The 17,155-nt window shown below is 45.6% G+C and carries 14 protein-coding genes; 8 read left to right on the top strand and 6 right to left on the bottom strand.

All coding sequences use genetic code 11. The features are described from left to right. Window positions 1-20 precede the first annotated feature (20 nt). The 6 genes from GF309_16635 to GF309_16610 all read left to right on the top strand — a co-directional run bounded on the left by GF309_16635 (window position 21) and on the right by GF309_16610 (window position 8,503). A complete protein-coding gene (locus GF309_16635; protein ID MBD3160409.1) occupies window positions 21-2,192 on the top strand; it encodes a CDC48 family AAA ATPase in 2,172 nt (723 codons plus the stop codon). Window positions 2,193-2,390: 198 nt separating this feature from the next. Further along, window positions 2,391-4,874 carry a hypothetical protein gene (locus GF309_16630; protein ID MBD3160408.1) on the top strand — a complete coding sequence of 828 codons (2,484 nt, stop codon included), beginning with the start codon at window positions 2,391-2,393 and terminating at the stop codon, window positions 4,872-4,874. A gap of 88 nt (window positions 4,875-4,962) precedes the next feature. Beyond that, window positions 4,963-5,817, top strand: a complete 855-nt coding sequence (locus tag GF309_16625; protein ID MBD3160407.1) for a hypothetical protein — start codon at window positions 4,963-4,965, stop codon at window positions 5,815-5,817. A gap of 81 nt (window positions 5,818-5,898) precedes the next feature. Continuing rightward, window positions 5,899-6,174, top strand: coding sequence for a hypothetical protein (locus GF309_16620; GenBank protein MBD3160406.1), 276 nt, complete (start codon window positions 5,899-5,901; stop codon window positions 6,172-6,174). Window positions 6,175-6,345: 171 nt separating this feature from the next. Next, window positions 6,346-6,636 (top strand): hypothetical protein, encoded by a 291-nt coding sequence (locus GF309_16615; protein ID MBD3160405.1) that lies wholly within the window; start codon window positions 6,346-6,348, stop codon window positions 6,634-6,636. Between the two features lie 97 nt (window positions 6,637-6,733). Continuing rightward, the gene (locus tag GF309_16610; protein MBD3160404.1) at window positions 6,734-8,503 is read left to right on the top strand and encodes a hypothetical protein; all 1,770 of its coding nucleotides are present in this window, start codon (window positions 6,734-6,736) and stop codon (window positions 8,501-8,503) included. Window positions 8,504-8,516: 13 nt separating this feature from the next. Here the strand turns inward: GF309_16610 and GF309_16605 are convergent, their stop codons facing one another. The 6 genes from GF309_16605 to GF309_16580 all read right to left on the bottom strand — a co-directional run bounded on the left by GF309_16605 (window position 8,517) and on the right by GF309_16580 (window position 15,248). After that, window positions 8,517-9,716 carry an aminotransferase class I/II-fold pyridoxal phosphate-dependent enzyme gene (locus GF309_16605; protein MBD3160403.1) on the bottom strand — a complete coding sequence of 400 codons (1,200 nt, stop codon included), beginning with the start codon at window positions 9,714-9,716 and terminating at the stop codon, window positions 8,517-8,519. Between the two features lie 140 nt (window positions 9,717-9,856). After that, window positions 9,857-10,279, bottom strand: coding sequence for a hypothetical protein (locus GF309_16600; GenBank protein MBD3160402.1), 423 nt, complete (start codon window positions 10,277-10,279; stop codon window positions 9,857-9,859). Beyond that, a complete protein-coding gene (locus tag GF309_16595; protein ID MBD3160401.1) occupies window positions 10,276-11,223 on the bottom strand; it encodes a hypothetical protein in 948 nt (315 codons plus the stop codon). Before GF309_16595 ends, GF309_16600 begins: the two co-directional genes overlap by 4 nt. A gap of 155 nt (window positions 11,224-11,378) precedes the next feature. Further along, on the bottom strand, window positions 11,379-12,443 hold the full coding sequence (locus GF309_16590) for an ATP-binding cassette domain-containing protein (protein MBD3160400.1): 1,065 nt from the start codon (window positions 12,441-12,443) through the stop codon (window positions 11,379-11,381). Beyond that, window positions 12,444-14,090, bottom strand: a complete 1,647-nt coding sequence (locus tag GF309_16585; protein MBD3160399.1) for an ABC transporter permease subunit — start codon at window positions 14,088-14,090, stop codon at window positions 12,444-12,446. A 24-nt stretch (window positions 14,091-14,114) separates the two neighbouring features. Continuing rightward, window positions 14,115-15,248 (bottom strand): thiamine ABC transporter substrate-binding protein, encoded by a 1,134-nt coding sequence (locus GF309_16580; GenBank protein MBD3160398.1) that lies wholly within the window; start codon window positions 15,246-15,248, stop codon window positions 14,115-14,117. Between the two features lie 84 nt (window positions 15,249-15,332). On the opposite strand from GF309_16580, the gene GF309_16575 reads away from it, so the two are divergent. Both GF309_16575 and GF309_16570 read left to right on the top strand, forming a co-directional pair. Then, window positions 15,333-16,250 carry a hypothetical protein gene (locus tag GF309_16575; GenBank protein MBD3160397.1) on the top strand — a complete coding sequence of 306 codons (918 nt, stop codon included), beginning with the start codon at window positions 15,333-15,335 and terminating at the stop codon, window positions 16,248-16,250. A gap of 60 nt (window positions 16,251-16,310) precedes the next feature. Then, the gene (locus tag GF309_16570; GenBank protein MBD3160396.1) at window positions 16,311-17,153 is read left to right on the top strand and encodes a GNAT family N-acetyltransferase; all 843 of its coding nucleotides are present in this window, start codon (window positions 16,311-16,313) and stop codon (window positions 17,151-17,153) included. Window positions 17,154-17,155 lie beyond the last annotated feature (2 nt).

The following is a 17,155-nucleotide window of genomic DNA, read 5'->3' as shown; positions in this document are numbered from 1 at the left end:
AGAGAATGTCAGAAGATACAGTGAAATTGAAGGTAGCAGCGGCGATGCCAAAAGACCAAGGCCGCGGTATAGTTAGATTGAATTCCAAGATAAGACGAGATCTTGGTCTCCGGTCAGGAGACTACGTGCTTATCAAAGGAGACAAGGAAACGGTTGCAGTTGCTTGGCCAGCCCTACAAGAAGATGAAGTACTCGATATGATTCGGATGGACGGGTTGATTCGAAAGAATGCCGGAGCTAAGCTGGGTGAGGTTATTGAACTACAGAAAGTAGATCCTCCTGACGCAACCCGCGTCGTACTAGCTCCAAGTCAGCCAATTCGCTTTCGCGGTGGTTTCGAGACCTATCTGAAGAAACAGATTCTCAATAAGCCGCTTACGCGTGGAGACGTACTTATGGTTGCCTCCATTGGTTCCGGTTTGAAATTCCATGTGACCGCCGTATCACCTAGTAAACATGTTAAAGTAAACCGTCAGACGAAGGTTGAAATCAGAACCAAGCCGGTCCAGCCAGAGGATACCCAAGTCCCACAGGTCACATACGAGGATATTGGTGGGCTTTCCAAGGAATTGCAGAAAATACGCGAAATGGTAGAGCTCCCCATGAAGTCTCCTGATCTGTTCAAGAGACTCGGGATTGAGCCGCCAAAGGGTGTTTTCCTCAGAGGACCCCCTGGAACAGGAAAGACGCTCATTGCGAAAGCTGTAGCAAATGAGTCTGGTGCCAATTTCCAAGCTATCAATGGCCCTGAAATCATGTCCAAGTTCTATGGAGAATCTGAGCAGAAGCTTCGCGAAGTATTTGAGCAAGCCGAGAAAAACGCTCCGAGTATCATCTTCATTGACGAGATCGATAGTATCGCGCCCAAGCGGGCTGAGGTCACTGGTGAAGTTGAGAGACGGGTAGTTGCTCAGCTCTTGTCACTCATGGATGGCCTAGAAGGCCGTGGACAAGTAATCGTGATCGGAGCTACGAATCGTCCCGATGACGTCGACGAAGCTCTGAGACGACCTGGCAGGTTTGACCGAGAAATCCACATTGGTATACCTGACAGACAAGGTAGATTGGAGATTCTTCAGATTCATACTCGAGGTATGCCTCTTGAGGAAGATCTTGAGTTGGGTCGCCTTGCTGATGTCACACATGGCTTTGTCGGAGCTGATTTGGAGTCTCTTGCTCGAGAAGCTGCAATGCACGCTCTAAGACGGGTGCTACCTCATGTTGACCCAGAAACGGGTGACATTCCTGCAGATATCTTAAATGATCTTTACGTCACGCACGAGGACTTTGAGGCCGCGATGTCGGAAGTTTCACCTTCTGCACTGCGTGAGGTTATGGTTGAATCACCAAACGTTCAATGGAATGATGTTGGTGGTCTAGACGAGGTCAAGAGCAGACTAAGAGAAGCTGTTGAGGCTCCCTTGAAGCATCCTGATGTCTTTGAAGAGATGGGCATTCGCACCCCAAAGGGTGTCCTTCTATTTGGACCTCCTGGAACTGGTAAGACCCTTCTTGCGAAGGCTGTTGCTACTGAAAGCGAGGCCAACTTCATTTCCATCAAAGGTCCAGAAATCTTCAACAAGTATGTTGGAGAATCTGAAAAGGCTGTTCGAGAGATTTTCAAAAAGGCAAGACAAACCGCACCATGTGTACTGTTCTTTGACGAGATAGATGCCGTCATGGGTCATAGAAGCATGCGGGATGAAACTGGTGTGAGCAAGCGGATTGTAAATCAGTTCCTTGCAGAGCTTGATGGCATGCAGTCACTTCAGAATGTGCTGGTTGTTGGTGCAACGAACCGAGCAGATATCCTCGATCCTGCTGTATTGAGGCCCGGAAGATTCGATTCGGTAATATTTGTTCCTCCACCTGATGAGGATGCCCGAGTTGAGATATTCGAGGTTCATACCAGGGATATGCCATTGACTGACGATGTTGACCTACGAGAACTTGCCAAAATGACTAAAGGATTCTCCGGTGCGGATATCGAAGGTCTCTGCAGAGAAGCGGCGATGACGGCTGTGAGAAAAGACTGGAAGGCCAAACCTGTAGAAATGAAGCATTTCAAGAGCGCCATGGATGAGGTTAGGCCAAGTATATCAGCAGAAGACAAGGAACGGTACAAGTCTCAGGCTGAACGTGTGCGTCGTAGAGCACCAAGCCATGATGAACAACTTTCTGGCTATGTCTAAAGCCACCTTGGAATGGGGACGATTTATTTCGTCCCTTTTCTTCTTCTTTTTTGATGTCACTTTGCTTAGTATCTGAGTATTGATGCCATTATTCTGTTACAAATGAATCTGCTATCTCGATTATCCAAAAGAAGAGACCGAATACCTCTATAAGGCAGTCTGTAGGCCTCAGTATTCAACACAGAAATCGAGGTCTTAATGGTGGATTCATCGGAGCGTTCGGTTCTCAATATTTGTCCTTTTTCTCATTTTGATAATGCTGATGTTGAGACATACGAACACAATATGAGCATGGCAGCTTGGAATCTCAAAGCTGCCCTTGATTTCCTAGATCGAGATGATACGCATCGATTTTGCATCGGTCAAACTACACTTCTTGAAGGCTTCCAGAAGCTTTTTCCAAACTACTGGGATGCGCTACAGGAGCGAATTCTAGAAGGAAGCTTGGAACTGGTTGGTGGAACTTATGTAATGCCCGACTTCGTTATCCCTGATGGAGAATCAATCGCAAGACAGTTTCTATTCGGTAAGAGATATGCAAAACAAAAACTTGGCGTAGACATCCAAACCGGCTGGGCAATCGATTCTGCTGGCTTTTGCAGTCAAATTCCACAAATACTTCGGTTGTCCGGTATTGATTCATTGTTTTTCTCAAGAGGCATGCCATATGATGGCCCTAGTGAATTCTCTTTAGTTGCCCCTGACGGAAGCAGAGTATTTGCAGTCTGGTTATCAGAGGGATATGACCTTGCTGCTTGGCTCTCGGAATCCAAACGAGAAGCTTTCTCGCAAGTCATGCTTGCCATTGAAAAGAAGATGGCACGAAATATATCCGGAAATCTGTTTCTGGCTATGGGGGGAGAGTTGGTGGCACCTCCAATGCAACTTTCAGAGGTAATTGAAGCTTGGAATGAGTTCTTCGGTGATATGGCGAGCACCATTGTCACACCATTAGAGTATGTCGAAAAGATGAAGTCCGTTCAGGCGAGATTGCCAAAAATCAGTGGTCCTTTGCTTTCGAATCGTTTTCGCCATATAGCTTCTGGGGGCCTGAGTTCTCGTGTTGAATTGAAGCTGCTTAACAGGAGACTGGAAAGCCTTCTGTATGTGACCGAAGTTTGTCTTGCACTTTCACAGAACCATAACAGAAGCAAAGCTCTCGATAATGTTTGGAAAATGCTGTTATTCAATCAAGATCATAACATCATACGGGGAATTTGTGGAGACAAACCATATCGAATGGCTTTGAGAAGATACACCAATGCTGTCGAAAAAGCAGATATGATACTGGAGAACGAGCTACAGACATTGGCAACAGAACTCATGACGAAAGAAGGTCTGGGTTCGATTCTGGTTGTAAATCCGTTATCTTGGGTTCGAACCGACGTAGCACGAGTCCATCTCGATGATGCTAAGCTGGGTAAGAATATTGAAATCGTGGATTCAGAGGGAGAAATTGTACCCCACCAAATTATTGAGACTGAGAATGGTTTTGAGGAATTACTTTTCATAGCTGAAAACATGCCGAGTACAGGATTCAGAATATACAATGTTAGAGAAGGTGCTGAGGAGTCTGAATTTGATGATCCCCTCGAATGTGGTGATAGCTGGATGGAGTCCAACGAGCTTGTTATTGAGTTCGATGAGTACAGCGGATCATTATGCCGATTGTTCGATAAGACCAATGGAGCGGAGGTTTTCAATGGAATGGCGCACACTATATCAGTTGAAAACGAGGTTGGTGATCTATATGCTCACGATTCTTCGCAGCTTGCTTCTGAAAAACAGAAACTGGATTCATCTCGCAACGAGGGTGACATGGCAGTCATAGAAAGCGGGCCGGTAGCAGCAATTGCGGAAATTCATAGCACGATTTCTGAAAGCCCTTTCACGCAGCGGTTTACTCTTTACAAATCTATACGACGGGTTGACACAGAAACGAATCTGAATTTCAAAGGCGTACATAGACGAGTTCGCCTCAGATTCCCAACCAACACCTATTCGGATCGTGTTGTTGTTGGAGCCCAGTTTGGAAGTGAAACGCGATTTCTGGGAAATCCTGATTGTGGCAGTCAAAGGACATCAAAGGACTTTCCAGCATTGGACTGGGTAGACTGTTCAGGTCCAAATACTGGTGTGTGCTTCTCAAATGTCGGTTTACATGAATACAGCTACCAAGATGGTATCCTTGAAGTAACGCTTCTTCGAAGTGTGGATTGGCTTTCTCACGGCAAGTATGACGACCAAGTGGCCACGCCTTTAGCAAAAGAAGAAGGTATGCATACCTTTCGAGGCTCAATTATCCCTCATAATGGTGACTGGCGAGAAGCCAAGGTCTGGAGACGTTCAACCGAGCATAGAATCCCGCTACTATGCTCCCTTATTGACGGCTCGTTGGCGTCTGATGCCAACAGGGAGCTATCATGGTTGAAAATTGAAGGCTGTGATTTGTGCCTATCATGTCTAAAACCCACTGAGAATCCCCACGAATATGTTCTCAGGCTGTATGAGCCTTGCGGAAATGAGGGAACTTCAGAATTACAATTTCATAGAGAACTCAACAGCATAGAATTGACCGATATGTGCGAAGAGACTATTGGTAGTGTGAGTTTTGATGGAAAGAAGGCCGAAATCCATGTAGATCCACATACCATACTTACTCTCCGCGTTGAGTTTGCTTAATGGGACGTGAACCTGTATCTGTTGGCGATACCCTTTTCTTGTTGTCTGTGAAGGATTGGATGAATGGAATTCGGTGAGATGATACGACATGTCTGACTTCTATCCTATCTCGCCCTTAGTTGGCATCCCAAATAGCTCATATGCAGGCCAGATGGGTGTATTGGGGGACTACTGGGCTGTAAGGGTTGTTCGCGGAAAGAAAATCCTTGCTGAGAAAGAAATCCCCGAACTGATGCTTGAAAACGTTGTTGGCGTGATCTACGGGCATATCCGCCTTGAAGGTCTGAGTCGCCACACAGTTGCTAGAGCTGCCGGAAGACTCATGCAGTTTGCGCGACGATATCAACAGTCAGGTCTTAGTCCTGATTACGAAGTGCCAGATTTAGTTTATGAAGACGGTTCACATACAGGAACTACCCAAGTTCAAGAGGAACCGGTTGTGGAAGAACCAATTCTTGAGACAGTTACGGTTGAGAAACTTCCAATTATTTCTGAAAAACAACCTGAGGAAGAAATCAGAACTATCATAGAGAGTCACGCTTTCATACTTTCTGAAATGGCCGCTTATGGCAATTCCCTGCCAGAAGGTCATCTCGATCTCATGTTCCGACAAGCATCTCTAGGAATCGTTCGGTCCTGGAAAAACAGGGGAAATCCTACCTCACCTGTGGCCAAGCTGGCCTATCTCATACTTGCATGTTCGCACCAGAGTCAGGTTGTAGACTCCGATGAAAATTCTCTGAGAGTAACAGTCGACAAATGCGCTCTCCTCCAGGAATCGAACAACTATGAGGCTATTGAAGGAGCTTTTCCTGCCAGATATCCATGCATTTTTCATAAGCTTATTGCAGAGCATGTGGCTGAAGCTGTTGATTGTGGGACAAAAATCGAACTCGAAGATGAAGGGTGCCGCCTTACAGTGTCGTTGAACTCCCCTGAATAGCTGAGATAATCTTAAATCGTGAAGATATTAGCACTGAGTTAGAGATAACCATTTGGGTTATTATGAAGGGAGATTACGAACATGTCATATCTCACAATTAGAGAGTATGTTAGAAGTGGCCCAGTCTGCTTTGGTGCCCTACTTGTTATCGCGGGCTCGATCATAGCGCTACTGCCCTCATTTGGTATTACATTGGTTGAAGGCTATACCATGATAATTGGTGCAGTCATAGCCATTGTAGGCCTTCTGTTGATAGTTGCTGGTTTCTTCCTAACAAGTAAGAAAAGAGATTCAGTCCTGCGACCAATAGATACTGATGAAGGAGACACTCCTCCTGCACCTCCACCTCCGGACTGATCACGGCTACATGAAATACTGAACACTACCAATCAGCTTGGGGACTGCAATAATGGTCCCCATTGCTCATCTTTTTTGGATTTTCTGGCTTAATTACGGCCTTTATCGCGATAACCCTAATATGCTAGAATGACAAACACAGAATCATCAACCATAAAATGGTGCTATACAATGACGACTCTTGAGTATCGAGACAGCAAATTTCATGAATGCGCTGGCGAAGCAACTGCTCCAATAACTTTGGAAATCGATGATAGACAGAAAAAACTGATTCTATCTATACCAACTGGTGCAAGTATGATTCAGCGACGTGCAGCAGAACGAAATGCCCGTTCCATTCAGAAGTCTGGATTCCAAACAAGCAATCGCGGACGAATTGGACGAGGATATGATTTGGAAATCCAAGGCCACGGCGGGGGATTGCCTGACCGACTGAAGAAATCACCACGTGAAGTCTATTAGGTTGATTTTCGAGTAAATCAATAGGTCCCTAGAATAAGTGCATATGCTATAGGAGATGCCTATAGGATACCAAACGGCACTTGGGAGGTATAATCGGATGTCTGAAGAGAGGAAATCTAGGATAATTGAAGAATCACGGAAAGATGCTAGTCGACAATCGGGAGGAGGCAACCTCCTCCGGCAAGCAAAGGAGCTTGAGTCTAGCGGAAACAGCTCAAAGGCGAGGGAGCTTTTCGTTCAGGCTGCAAGAGCCTATATCGAGTCTGCAACAGAATATCGAAGTTCAAAAGGCTACAAAATTGCTGCGCGCAATTCGTCAGAAGCAGGTGATGTTTACTCCCACCTTGCAGAAGCAGGCGAAGCAATTCGTGCTTATGAGAGTGCGGCAGATGATCTCTATGCAGCAGCATCTGAACATCTGATGTGGGACGAACCAGCAGAAACGAAAAATGGTACAGCCTTGGCTATGACATCGTGTCTGATGTACGTGATGATTGGACAGGAAGATAAGGCCTTCAAGAAAGCTCGTGAATTTCAAAATCAGTACGGTTCGAAACTGAGTTTTCCCGCTGTTCAGCGGCTGTCAGGTCTCATTAACAAACTGGAACAAGCCATTGCCAATATCAATATTGAGGCTTTTTCGGAGGCTGAAACAATGGCTATATCCGAACTCAAGCCAGCCCTTTCCAGCGCAAAAGCATCATACTTCGCGAAATATGTGGACAAGGGTCTCGAGATGGTTCGGGAGATCCTCCGTGGCAAGCTTCAGACTCCCAAGTTGACAGGTCGTCTCCAACTACCTATTGACATGACCTTCTCAGAGGAATTGGGACTGGTTGCTGTAGTAAACAATGTTGGTGAGGGAGCTGCCCATAATGTGATTGTGGAGTGGCATCTAGACGATGGTCTTAAACTCGTTTCTGGAGATGTAAGGAAACAATTCCAAACTATCGGGGCTGATGATTCAGTTGAGCTTCAGATTACCGCAAAGGCAGCTGAAGAAATGATGGGATCTCGCGATTATGAAATCCTGCTCCGGGGTTCCTATTCGGATCGACTCAAAACTGAATACTCTCTCCAGATTGGACCTGGTATTCTTACTCTCAAAGACTACAAGGAAAGCGAGAAGATTGCTCAGGATTTGGATATTACTGAGGGCAGAATCGGGCTCCTTAGTACTTCTCTTGAACAATTCCCCTTTGACCAAGAGCCTCTAGAACGAATTCTGAAGCAGCTGAAATCTTCGCTGAACAAAGCACAAGAAAAACTCGAGTCTGGTGAGTTGGATATTGCGAAGTCCAGAGTGAAAATTGTCAACGAACTCATTAACAAACTGGACGACCTACTCGCCGATGAGGCTTTGAGGAATTCTCTTCAGACACAACGGAAAGAAGCAAAACGTCGTGCTGTTTCATCCGCCATTACCTCCCTGAAAGGTGATGTTTTGGATATTATTGAGAAGTACTTCTCAGACATTGATACTGAGCTTGTTCCTGCTGTGAATCGTATGCAGGACTTGGCTTCATCAAGCGGAACCAAGCAGCTACTTGATGCTATGACACAGCAAATCGACGGAATATCCAACACCCTTACAGAAACAGCTTCTCTTGTACGGGAAATCCCTGGGAAGGAGCCTGGCATGATGAGGGCATCGTCTGAAGATGCAACTGAGAATATCCAAGCTGCGCTATCCGAGGTTGAAGTTCTCAAAACACAATTAGCCAAAGCCTCGGAGAGTCAAAGACAAGCTAGTGAGAAGGCACAAGAAAACGCAGACAATGTGGAGCGACGTCTTGCTGAGATTCGGTCTATGAAGACAGAAATCCTCAACGCCTTTGAACAGGATACTGATTTGGTACCCGACTAGCTAAGCGAAAATGCTAATGCTTCTGCATGAAGCTTTCCAGTCTGTTCATGGCCTTCTCAAGTGTATCTAGTGGTGGCAAAAAGACACTTCTAAAGTGATTAGCCCCATACTTCGGACAAAAGCCTGAACCAGGGACGAATACTACGCCTGTTTCATTCAGTACATCCAAGACGAATTCCTTATCATTCTTCCACCTGCCCTTAAGATCAACTTTGGGCATGATGTAGAATGCTGCTTGGGGGAGCGTTGTTGAAATGGAGTCTATAGCATTGAGCCGTTCATGAATGAAATCTCTTCGCTTTCTTAGTCGTTGCATCACGCTTTCTAGATGACTGCCGTTGCTTTTCAGGGCCGCAACTGCGCCATGTTGTGCTGGCCCATTTGTACAGATTCGTATTCTCGCCTGTCGAACCATAGCATCTCGCAAGGGCTCTAGTTCTCCGTCATCGTCATGGAAGTAGACATATCCAATTCGCCAACCTGGGGCGAGGTAAACCTTGCTTATTCCATTGAATCCAACCACTGGCACGTCCTTGGCTGCTTTGACCATAGGTGTTTGTTTTTTGTCATAGGTCAGTTGATCATAGATTTCGTCACTGATGAGCGGGAGTTTGTACTCAGCGGCAATATTAGCTATTTCTTCCAGAGCTGATTTATCATAGACTGCCCCCGTTGGATTGTTGGGGTTGATGACTAGGATTCCAGCTGTTTTCTCATTGATTTTGCTGCGGAGATCATCAATATCTGGGTTCCAGTTGTCCTCTTCGTTTGTACAGTATGTTACAGGTTTGCCCCCGAAGTAACTGATGAATGAAATATACGGCGGATAAGCCGGTCCTGGCACAAGAAATTCGGATCCATTCTCTACAAGTGCACCTGCAAGGAATTGGATTGCTTCGGAAACACCAGTAGTGACAATGATCCTTTCAGGGTCTATGTTGATGTCATTTACTCGTTTTTCTTTGTCTGCTGCAGCTTGCTTCAGAACGTCCTTACCTTCGGATGGTGCATAGCCATTGTGACCTTCTTCTGCTGCTGAACAAAGCGCTTCTACCATAAAATCTGGCGTTTCCCAGTCATACTTGAGCGGGTCGCCTATGTTGAGGTAAAGCGGTGCCTTATTTTCACGTTTCTCATATGCTCGAGCCGCCACTACAATATCTCGAATTGCGTATTCTAGATTTGCAGCTCGCGGAGTAATACTCATCTTCATGATTCATTACCCGGCGAATGCAGAGAAAATGTCCTTGTATATACGGGTTTTGGAATACTCTATCTGGATATCAAAAATCATTCCAATTTGCTACCCATTATCCTCTATGTAGCTCCTATGATGCTGGCCGTTGAAACCATCTATTTTCCTAAAAGGCGTCCGATTTCCTTGGCGTACTTTCGCATCTGGGTTACTGCGAGCCCCATTGAGGTTATGTCTTTCGCAGACCCCATGATGAGGAAATCACCTGCATGAGAGAGGACAACAAAACCATCCCTCCCTCGGACGATGACCTCGTATAATTCATCCAGGGCTAGTTTATCGGTTGCCATCTCACCCTGTACCAGGAGAGCTGCACTTACAGCTGCCATAAGATCGGGGTCGGCGTCAGATTCTTCTGTGGCGAAGTAGGCGAGCTTCACTCCTTGTTTGCTCACTACTGCAATCGCATCCATATCAGCATAGTTGGTGAGTCCCATCAGCAGTTCTACAAGCTCTTCTTCTTTTTCGGGATCTAATTGCGCGGACGTTTTCTTCTCCTCCAAGATTTTTTTGAAACTCATTTAGCAACGAGTTTCTTTTTGCCTTTGTTACTGCCTGCCTTTTTATTCTTGGCTGTTTCCTCTTCTACCTCTTCTTTGAAGAAGGTAATCAGATCGCCCAGTCTTTCTTTCATCTCTACTTTTATGGGGCTTAGAATGGCGTCTGGAGTGCCCTTAAGGAGCTCGATTCCCAATACGGTACCATCTTTGACAATGACGCGTGGAATGAATCCCTCAGCCATGAATGTTCCTTCTGGAGGATCCTTGACCTTCTCTATTTCGTGCTCAATCTTTTCCTTTCCGAAGATTGAGGTCTTCTTTTCGGCTACAGTGTAAAGCTCATTGTATATGATGACCAATTCACGTTCATAGCCTTCTGGTGGGCTTTGATTCTTCAGCTGTTCAATCATGGACTGGATTTCATCATCTGGCGCTTTAGTTGCTGTTTTAGCAACCGGGGCAGGTTCTTTTGGTTGGGAGCTGGTCTGTGTTGTACTTGCTCCGCTGCTGGTTGGAGGCGGTGTTGGTGGTTTCTCATGAGTCCTCTTTTCTGGAACTTTTTTCGGTGGCGGAGCTGGTTTTGAAGATGGGACTTCTGGTTCTTTCTTCGGTTCCTTCTTTGCCGAGTCCTTCGGTTTCTTTTTGGGTTTTGGAGGGGTTTTTACACCTGGTTTCTTTACTCTCTTTGCTCCTTCTCCCTCTAAGGCAACGAAGAACGGAGGCGGTTCCTCTCCTTCATCAAGTGGTCTGACACTGAAATGGAAACCATATTCACTTCGTAGATTTGTAGCTACTCGCGCGCCAATGAATTTCCTTCTTATTCCTGCCTGACTTCCTTTCCAAAGGAAGATACTCTTGGTTTCACCATCAACAACACAGAAGACTTCACCTGAATCCAACGAATCTTTTGTTATTTCCTGTTCTTGCAGTGTACCATCTTCTGAAACTTTGTAACCAGTTACCATAGTTATCCCTACACAAACCGGGGTTTTCCCTGTTTTTAGGAGCTGAAGAATGGGTTGGCCCCATTTCTTAGCTTCAACAGTTCTAACTCATATATGATATTTATTGGTTTATCTTATATTCCCCTGTTTCTTTCGATTGAGTGTAGTTTTTAGTCCTATTTTTCTTCTGATAAGACTACTGCGTCTCTAGGGTCGAAGCCGAATCCCACGTTTTCCCCTCTTTTATTTCTGAGTTTCGCTGCTGTTTCCGATTCAGTCACGAGAACGACCAACGGTTCTCCGTTGAACTCCATTGTCGCTTTATACGCTCCAATCTGTGGTGTTATCGATCGGACAGTTGCCGTTCCACCGCCTTCTTTGGCATCGGTGATTCTGATTGCTGCAGGCTTCACTGTGAACGTAATCTTGCTTCCCGATTCATAAACGCCCTTTACTGTAAGTAGACTATCTCCGATTCTGATACTTGACATCTTTTCGGTTTGCTTTTCGACGAGGCCCGAAAAAACATTACCACTTCCTACAAAACGTGCCACGAACTCGTTTTTTGGTTCACTGTATAGCTCTTCTGCGGTACCCGTCTGAGCTACTGTACCTTTCTGTAGTATAGCAACTCTGTCTGCTACGGAGAAAGCCTCTGTCTGGCTATGTGTTACATAAATTGTAGTGATTCCTAGCTCGCTCTGAATCTTTCTAATTTCAACCTGAAGACGTTCTCTAAGAATGGGATCCAAATCTGATAACGGCTCATCGAGAAGTAGGAGACGTGGTGATTTGGCAACCGCACGGGCAAGCGCTACCCTTTGTGCTTCACCTCCGCTGACTTCGTCAATGTTCCGTGAAAGCAGGTTCTCTATACTGAAGACAGCCGCCAGCTCTCTCACTCTGTCTATAATTCTGTCCTTATCCCATCCTTCCATTTCGAGCCCAAAGGCGATATTATGAAAGACATCCATATTTGGAAACAACGCTATCGATTGAAAGACCATCCCAATCTGGCGCTTTGTGGGGCTTAGGTATGTGACATCCCTCCCATCAAATAGGAGTCTGCCACTGTCAGGTTTGATGAAACCTGCAACCATCCTAAGTGTAGTTGTTTTTCCGGCACCACTGGGACCTAGCAAGGCCATCAGCTCTCCGTCTTCGAGTTTCAAGCTGATTGGCCCCACCTTGGTACCATCACGGAATTCTCTCTTCATCTGGGCGATTTCGACTTCCACCATCTAAAGCGCACCTCCGGCAGCTTTGTCGGATAGACGTTCAATTGATAGAAAGGCCGCAGAACAGCAAAGAGTAAGAACTAGAGCCGCTGCTCCTGCTTCAACAAACTTCCGGACTGCTAGATATTGGTATATCGCTACTGCCAATGTAGTATTCTGCGGGAGTGCTATGAACAATGTTGCGGACATCTCTCCGATAGCCATGGCAAAAGAGAATGTGGCACCTACTAGTATTCCAGGAGCAATAAGCGGCAGCTCTATGAAAAACAATCTTTCTAACCTCGATGCACCAAGCAAATCTGCTTGTTCAATCAGTGATCGATCTATGTCTTTCACTGCGATTTCAATTGCTCGAACAGTAAACGGAAGGCCAATTATTGTCTGAGCGATGACGATGAGAGGCCACGGATTTGTACTCAAGCCCAGTGGTACAGCAATTGCTCTCATAAGGCCATAAGCTAGCGTGATGGATGATATTCCCAAGGGCAAGAGCGTGATGGCTGAAGTTACAGTAGCAACCCGAGAATGATCAAACCGTTGGCGATATGCTAGTGGTATAGCAATTAGAACCGCAAAGAAAGTTGAGAGAGTAGCATAGAAAAGGGAGTTGATAAGTGGCCGAAGTCCTTTCCCTGAACCCAGTTGCACTAGATTGACGAAACCCCGTAGTGTGAACTCATCTGTTATTGGACTGTAGAATGAGGAGCCAAATACCGAAACTATGGGTCCCACGATTAGGATGGATACGAAGACTGTATACAATGCGGCAAGGAACTGAAAGACTCCTCTGAGATCTCGAAAATGAACTGTTTTTACAGCTCTCGTTTGCCCTGTAGCATTAGTATCTGATCTACCAATGGTCACATACCAATATGACAGAATCAATGTGATTATCAACTGAATTAACGCCAAGGCGCTGGCTTCTCCGTAGTCCGCGAAACGAAAAGCACTCCAAATTCGTACTTCGACTGTAGCGTAGCGACCCTGCCCAAGAGCAAGAATGATTGGAAATGACATGAAGCAAAATAGAAACGTCAACAGGCTGGCAGCGACAATCGACTTCAGAATGTGTGGAAGGACGATACGTCTGAACTTCTGTAGTGGATTAGCTCCAAGAATATCAGCGCTTTCTTCAATCTCAGGGTTCAGTCTTTCAAGTGATGCTGATACAATAAGAGCAACTAGGGGTATATTGTAAAAGACGTGAGCGAGCACTATTCCAGTAAAGCCAGAGGCCAAATCCAAGACTGAAGTATCTGATCTAAGGACGAACATCAGAATAGAGTCGATGAAGCCTCCCTGACCGAACATCCGGAGAAAACCAACTACAACGACAATTGGAGGCAATACAAACGGAATAAGCATAGCAGCTTGAACCAGTTCTTTTCCACGAAAGTCCAATTTTGCGAGTATGATTCCACCGGGAAGTCCAAGAAGTACTGTAACAATGGTGCTAACCACTGCTTGGACAATTGTAAACCTAAAGACACGATGTGTTACTGGTGAAGACCAGACCTCCAAGAAGGGAGAGCCGGGGCCAACAAAAAGCCCTCTGGCAAGAACTGAAAGAACAGGATAGACAAGGAATACGAGCAGGAGTGCGACGGGAATCCCAATAGTGGCATATTGCCTCACTTCCCGTACGTCCATTGTTCGTACTCCTTTTCGCCGAATCTAGGCTGCTGTCATAATGCTTTCCCATTCGTCAAGCCATGACTCAAGATTGGTTGCAGTCTCGTTCTTGCTGAGCAGATTATTGAGCATATTTATTTCGTTGGGATGAAGGGCATACTGGAAAGCCGGATCTAATTCCACAGAGCCATTGACGGGGTACATCCATTGATTGACTGCAACATGGGACTGGACTTTCCCTGTAAGACAGTATTGGATGAACTCCCTTGCTAAATCCGGATGAGGCCCACCTTTGACTATGCCCATGCCTTCAATTTGCACCCATGCATATTCTTGATTATTGTGAACGATTGGTGCTACCCCTGTTGATGGTTCGCTTCCTGACATGTATGCAGAATAGGCTGGATCCGTTCCATAGCTAACTAGAAGGCTCCTCGATTCATCACTGTCCCATTTACTCCACGCTTCTGACCATCCCTCTTGCACATCGATATCATTTCTAACCTGATTCCACCAATTGGTCCAATCCTCTTCATTTAGCTTCTCTTCTACAGCAATCTCACTCAAAAGGAAACTAAGACCCGGGCTGCTCATCTGTGGATTCTCGGTAACGAGACTTGATGCCATCTCAGCAAGATTGGAAAATGTTAGATTTTCGAGCTGTGGATGCGTTGTGACATTCATCTCCTGCATATCATAGATTAGGGTGACCAAACCATAATCAAATGGCACAACATAATGCTCAGGATCAAGTGCATCCACCAGGTCCAAGGATGTGTTTGCTAGTGCCTCATCCAAGTTGGGTGGAGTATATGGCTCCAAAACGGTCTTTGCATCTTCTCGGAGGATGAGGATATTGTCAATGCCAATAACCACATCAGCGACTGGATTCTCTCTTTCAGCAATTAATCTTGAAATAATGCCACTCGCATCTGTTTGAAGACGTTCGATTTGTACATCTATTCCGTGCTCTTCTTCAAATGCCGAAAACACTTCATCGTCGATTTCGTCGGGGTTTGGCCCCCACGCCATGAAACTGTCGTATGTATAAACTCTGAATTTGGGTTTCGGCCATGTGAGAATCCCATATACTGATACACCGATGACGACTACAATGAGTACAACTGCGATTATCTTCTTTGGGTCCTGCCTTGGGCTGTAATCACTTTGCGACATACCAGAGTATCACCTTTATATGTCTGTTATACAACTCAGTTATGGAAGAAAGCTGAATAAATAGTTTCTGTTGGTGATAATGACATGCGGCCTCCATGCGAGATAGTGATTCGCGAGCTCTTACCAAAAATCAGGGCAGGCGTGGCTCGACGGTTAAGTGAAGAAGACATGTCACAAAGCGAAATAGGAGAATCCCTGGGCATTACGCAGGCTGCTGTAAGCAAGTATCTTGGTAACACTCCTGAGATTGATGAGAATCTGCAGAGTCTCGTAGACAATATTTCAAATATGATTATGACTGGGACCAACCGACCGGATCAAACGGTAAAGGCCATCTGTAGAACCTGCATGTACTTGCGAATCGGATCTTCAACATGCAAGCGTCATCGAGAGCTCATTCCTGTTCTTGAAGAAGCTGACTGTAGAATATGCTCTGAATTGCTTGGAGATAAAGAGAAGGAATTCTCAAATCGCGCTGAGCTTTTACAAGACATGGAAGAGGCCGTGCGGATAATTGAAACGATGCCAAATTTTGACATTCTCATTCCCCAAGTACGGGCAAATTTGGCTTCGTGTGATGCATCTCCCAAATCTATTCGTGATGTTATTAGTATACCTGGTAGGATAACTTTGCTTAAGAACCGTGCTCATGCCGTAGGAGCACCCGAGTTTGGTTCTTCTGAACACACTGCCAAGATTCTGCTCTGGGCGAATAAGGTACGTGACAAAATCCATTCTTGCTTGTGTTTGAGCGGGGAATCCGTGGTTCTAGAAGCAGCTGAAGCAACTGGATTCGATATCATTGAAGTACAAACGGCGGCTCGGAGTGCTGAGGAAATTGTTAAAAAATCCCGACCCCTTGTTAGTGCCTCCGGTTTTGATTTAGAATATTCTGCCATTCATGTTCCTGGGGGGCTGGGTGTAGAGCCAATATTGTACCTGTTTGGACCCGGGCCCATACCACTAGCACATAAATGCAGGAAGATGGCAAATTCCTTGTGATACTTATCCTAAAATTAACATCTCAATACATTTCGTCATAATTGTACAGGATGTTCCAAAATGATAATCCGCAAAGGCAAGATGTGGGATTGCAATGATTTGCTTACCGTTTATCAGACGACACGATGGTCCGAAGAATATACCACTGAGGAGGTCAAAGAAGAACATCGCCTTGCTGGATTGGAGCGGTGGGGATGGCTTGTTGCTGAGAAGGATGACCAGGTCATTGGAGAAATCATATTCCGTGTTGAACCTACTCCAAACAAAGGACTAGTTGGGATAATACGAAGTATTGATGTTGATATTCGTTTTCAGAAGCAAGGTGTGGGTCGTCAGCTCGTTTCAGAAGCTGAGAGTATTTTGAAGAAGAGGCAGGCCCAACGAATACTGATTCGTTCTCCTCCTACCGCATATAACTTCTGGATGAAGCTTGGCTACTTTGGAAGAGGTAAACTAACGTGGATCGAAGATGAAATTGAAAACATCCCGGTCATGCGAACCTCAAGTATCTCAACCCATCGACTCAGAGAGTTCGACGATTTGCCAGATTCTTTACGGTTTTCTCATCTTGCTCTTGCCGATTCATTGGCGAAAGCAGCCAGTGATGTTGTTGACAAAAATGAAGTTGGTAGGGTACTGGAATTCCAAAGAGAAGGAAAACCGATTGGAGCCGGTGTGGTCGTCAAGAAAGATGCTAAGAAGGCTGAATTCGTTGCAGATGTAGTTCCTGATGGGTTAGATTCCTTTCCTGTAATTGTGAGTAGAACTGCCAGAGCAGCAAATCGTTGGACCACTACAACAGCATTCAGTATCGTTCCAGATGATTCACTGGGAGAATATATCGGGTCTGGCACATGGGATATCAAGGAAGCACGTGATATCCCCGTGACTAAACTTCTCTAGTT

This window comes from Candidatus Lokiarchaeota archaeon (assembly GCA_014730275.1).
Taxonomy (GTDB): Archaea; Asgardarchaeota; Thorarchaeia; order Thorarchaeales; family Thorarchaeaceae; genus WJIL01.
Note: the sequence above shows the minus strand (reverse complement) of the source record. Positions and strands in the feature narration are given on the sequence as shown.

Coding starts and splice junctions, on each gene's coding strand:
- GF309_16630 (MBD3160408.1), top strand. CDS start 2,391: ATGGTGGATTCATCGGAGCGTTCGGTTCTCAATATTTGTCCTTTTTCT.
- GF309_16625 (MBD3160407.1), top strand. CDS start 4,963: ATGTCTGACTTCTATCCTATCTCGCCCTTAGTTGGCATCCCAAATAGC.
- GF309_16620 (MBD3160406.1), top strand. CDS start 5,899: ATGTCATATCTCACAATTAGAGAGTATGTTAGAAGTGGCCCAGTCTGC.
- GF309_16615 (MBD3160405.1), top strand. CDS start 6,346: ATGACGACTCTTGAGTATCGAGACAGCAAATTTCATGAATGCGCTGGC.
- GF309_16610 (MBD3160404.1), top strand. CDS start 6,734: ATGTCTGAAGAGAGGAAATCTAGGATAATTGAAGAATCACGGAAAGAT.
- GF309_16605 (MBD3160403.1), bottom strand. CDS start 9,716: ATGAAGATGAGTATTACTCCGCGAGCTGCAAATCTAGAATACGCAATT.
- GF309_16600 (MBD3160402.1), bottom strand. CDS start 10,279: ATGAGTTTCAAAAAAATCTTGGAGGAGAAGAAAACGTCCGCGCAATTA.
- GF309_16595 (MBD3160401.1), bottom strand. CDS start 11,223: ATGGTAACTGGTTACAAAGTTTCAGAAGATGGTACACTGCAAGAACAG.
- GF309_16590 (MBD3160400.1), bottom strand. CDS start 12,443: ATGGTGGAAGTCGAAATCGCCCAGATGAAGAGAGAATTCCGTGATGGT.
- GF309_16585 (MBD3160399.1), bottom strand. CDS start 14,090: ATGGACGTACGGGAAGTGAGGCAATATGCCACTATTGGGATTCCCGTC.
- GF309_16580 (MBD3160398.1), bottom strand. CDS start 15,248: ATGTCGCAAAGTGATTACAGCCCAAGGCAGGACCCAAAGAAGATAATC.
- GF309_16575 (MBD3160397.1), top strand. CDS start 15,333: ATGCGGCCTCCATGCGAGATAGTGATTCGCGAGCTCTTACCAAAAATC.
- GF309_16570 (MBD3160396.1), top strand. CDS start 16,311: ATGATAATCCGCAAAGGCAAGATGTGGGATTGCAATGATTTGCTTACC.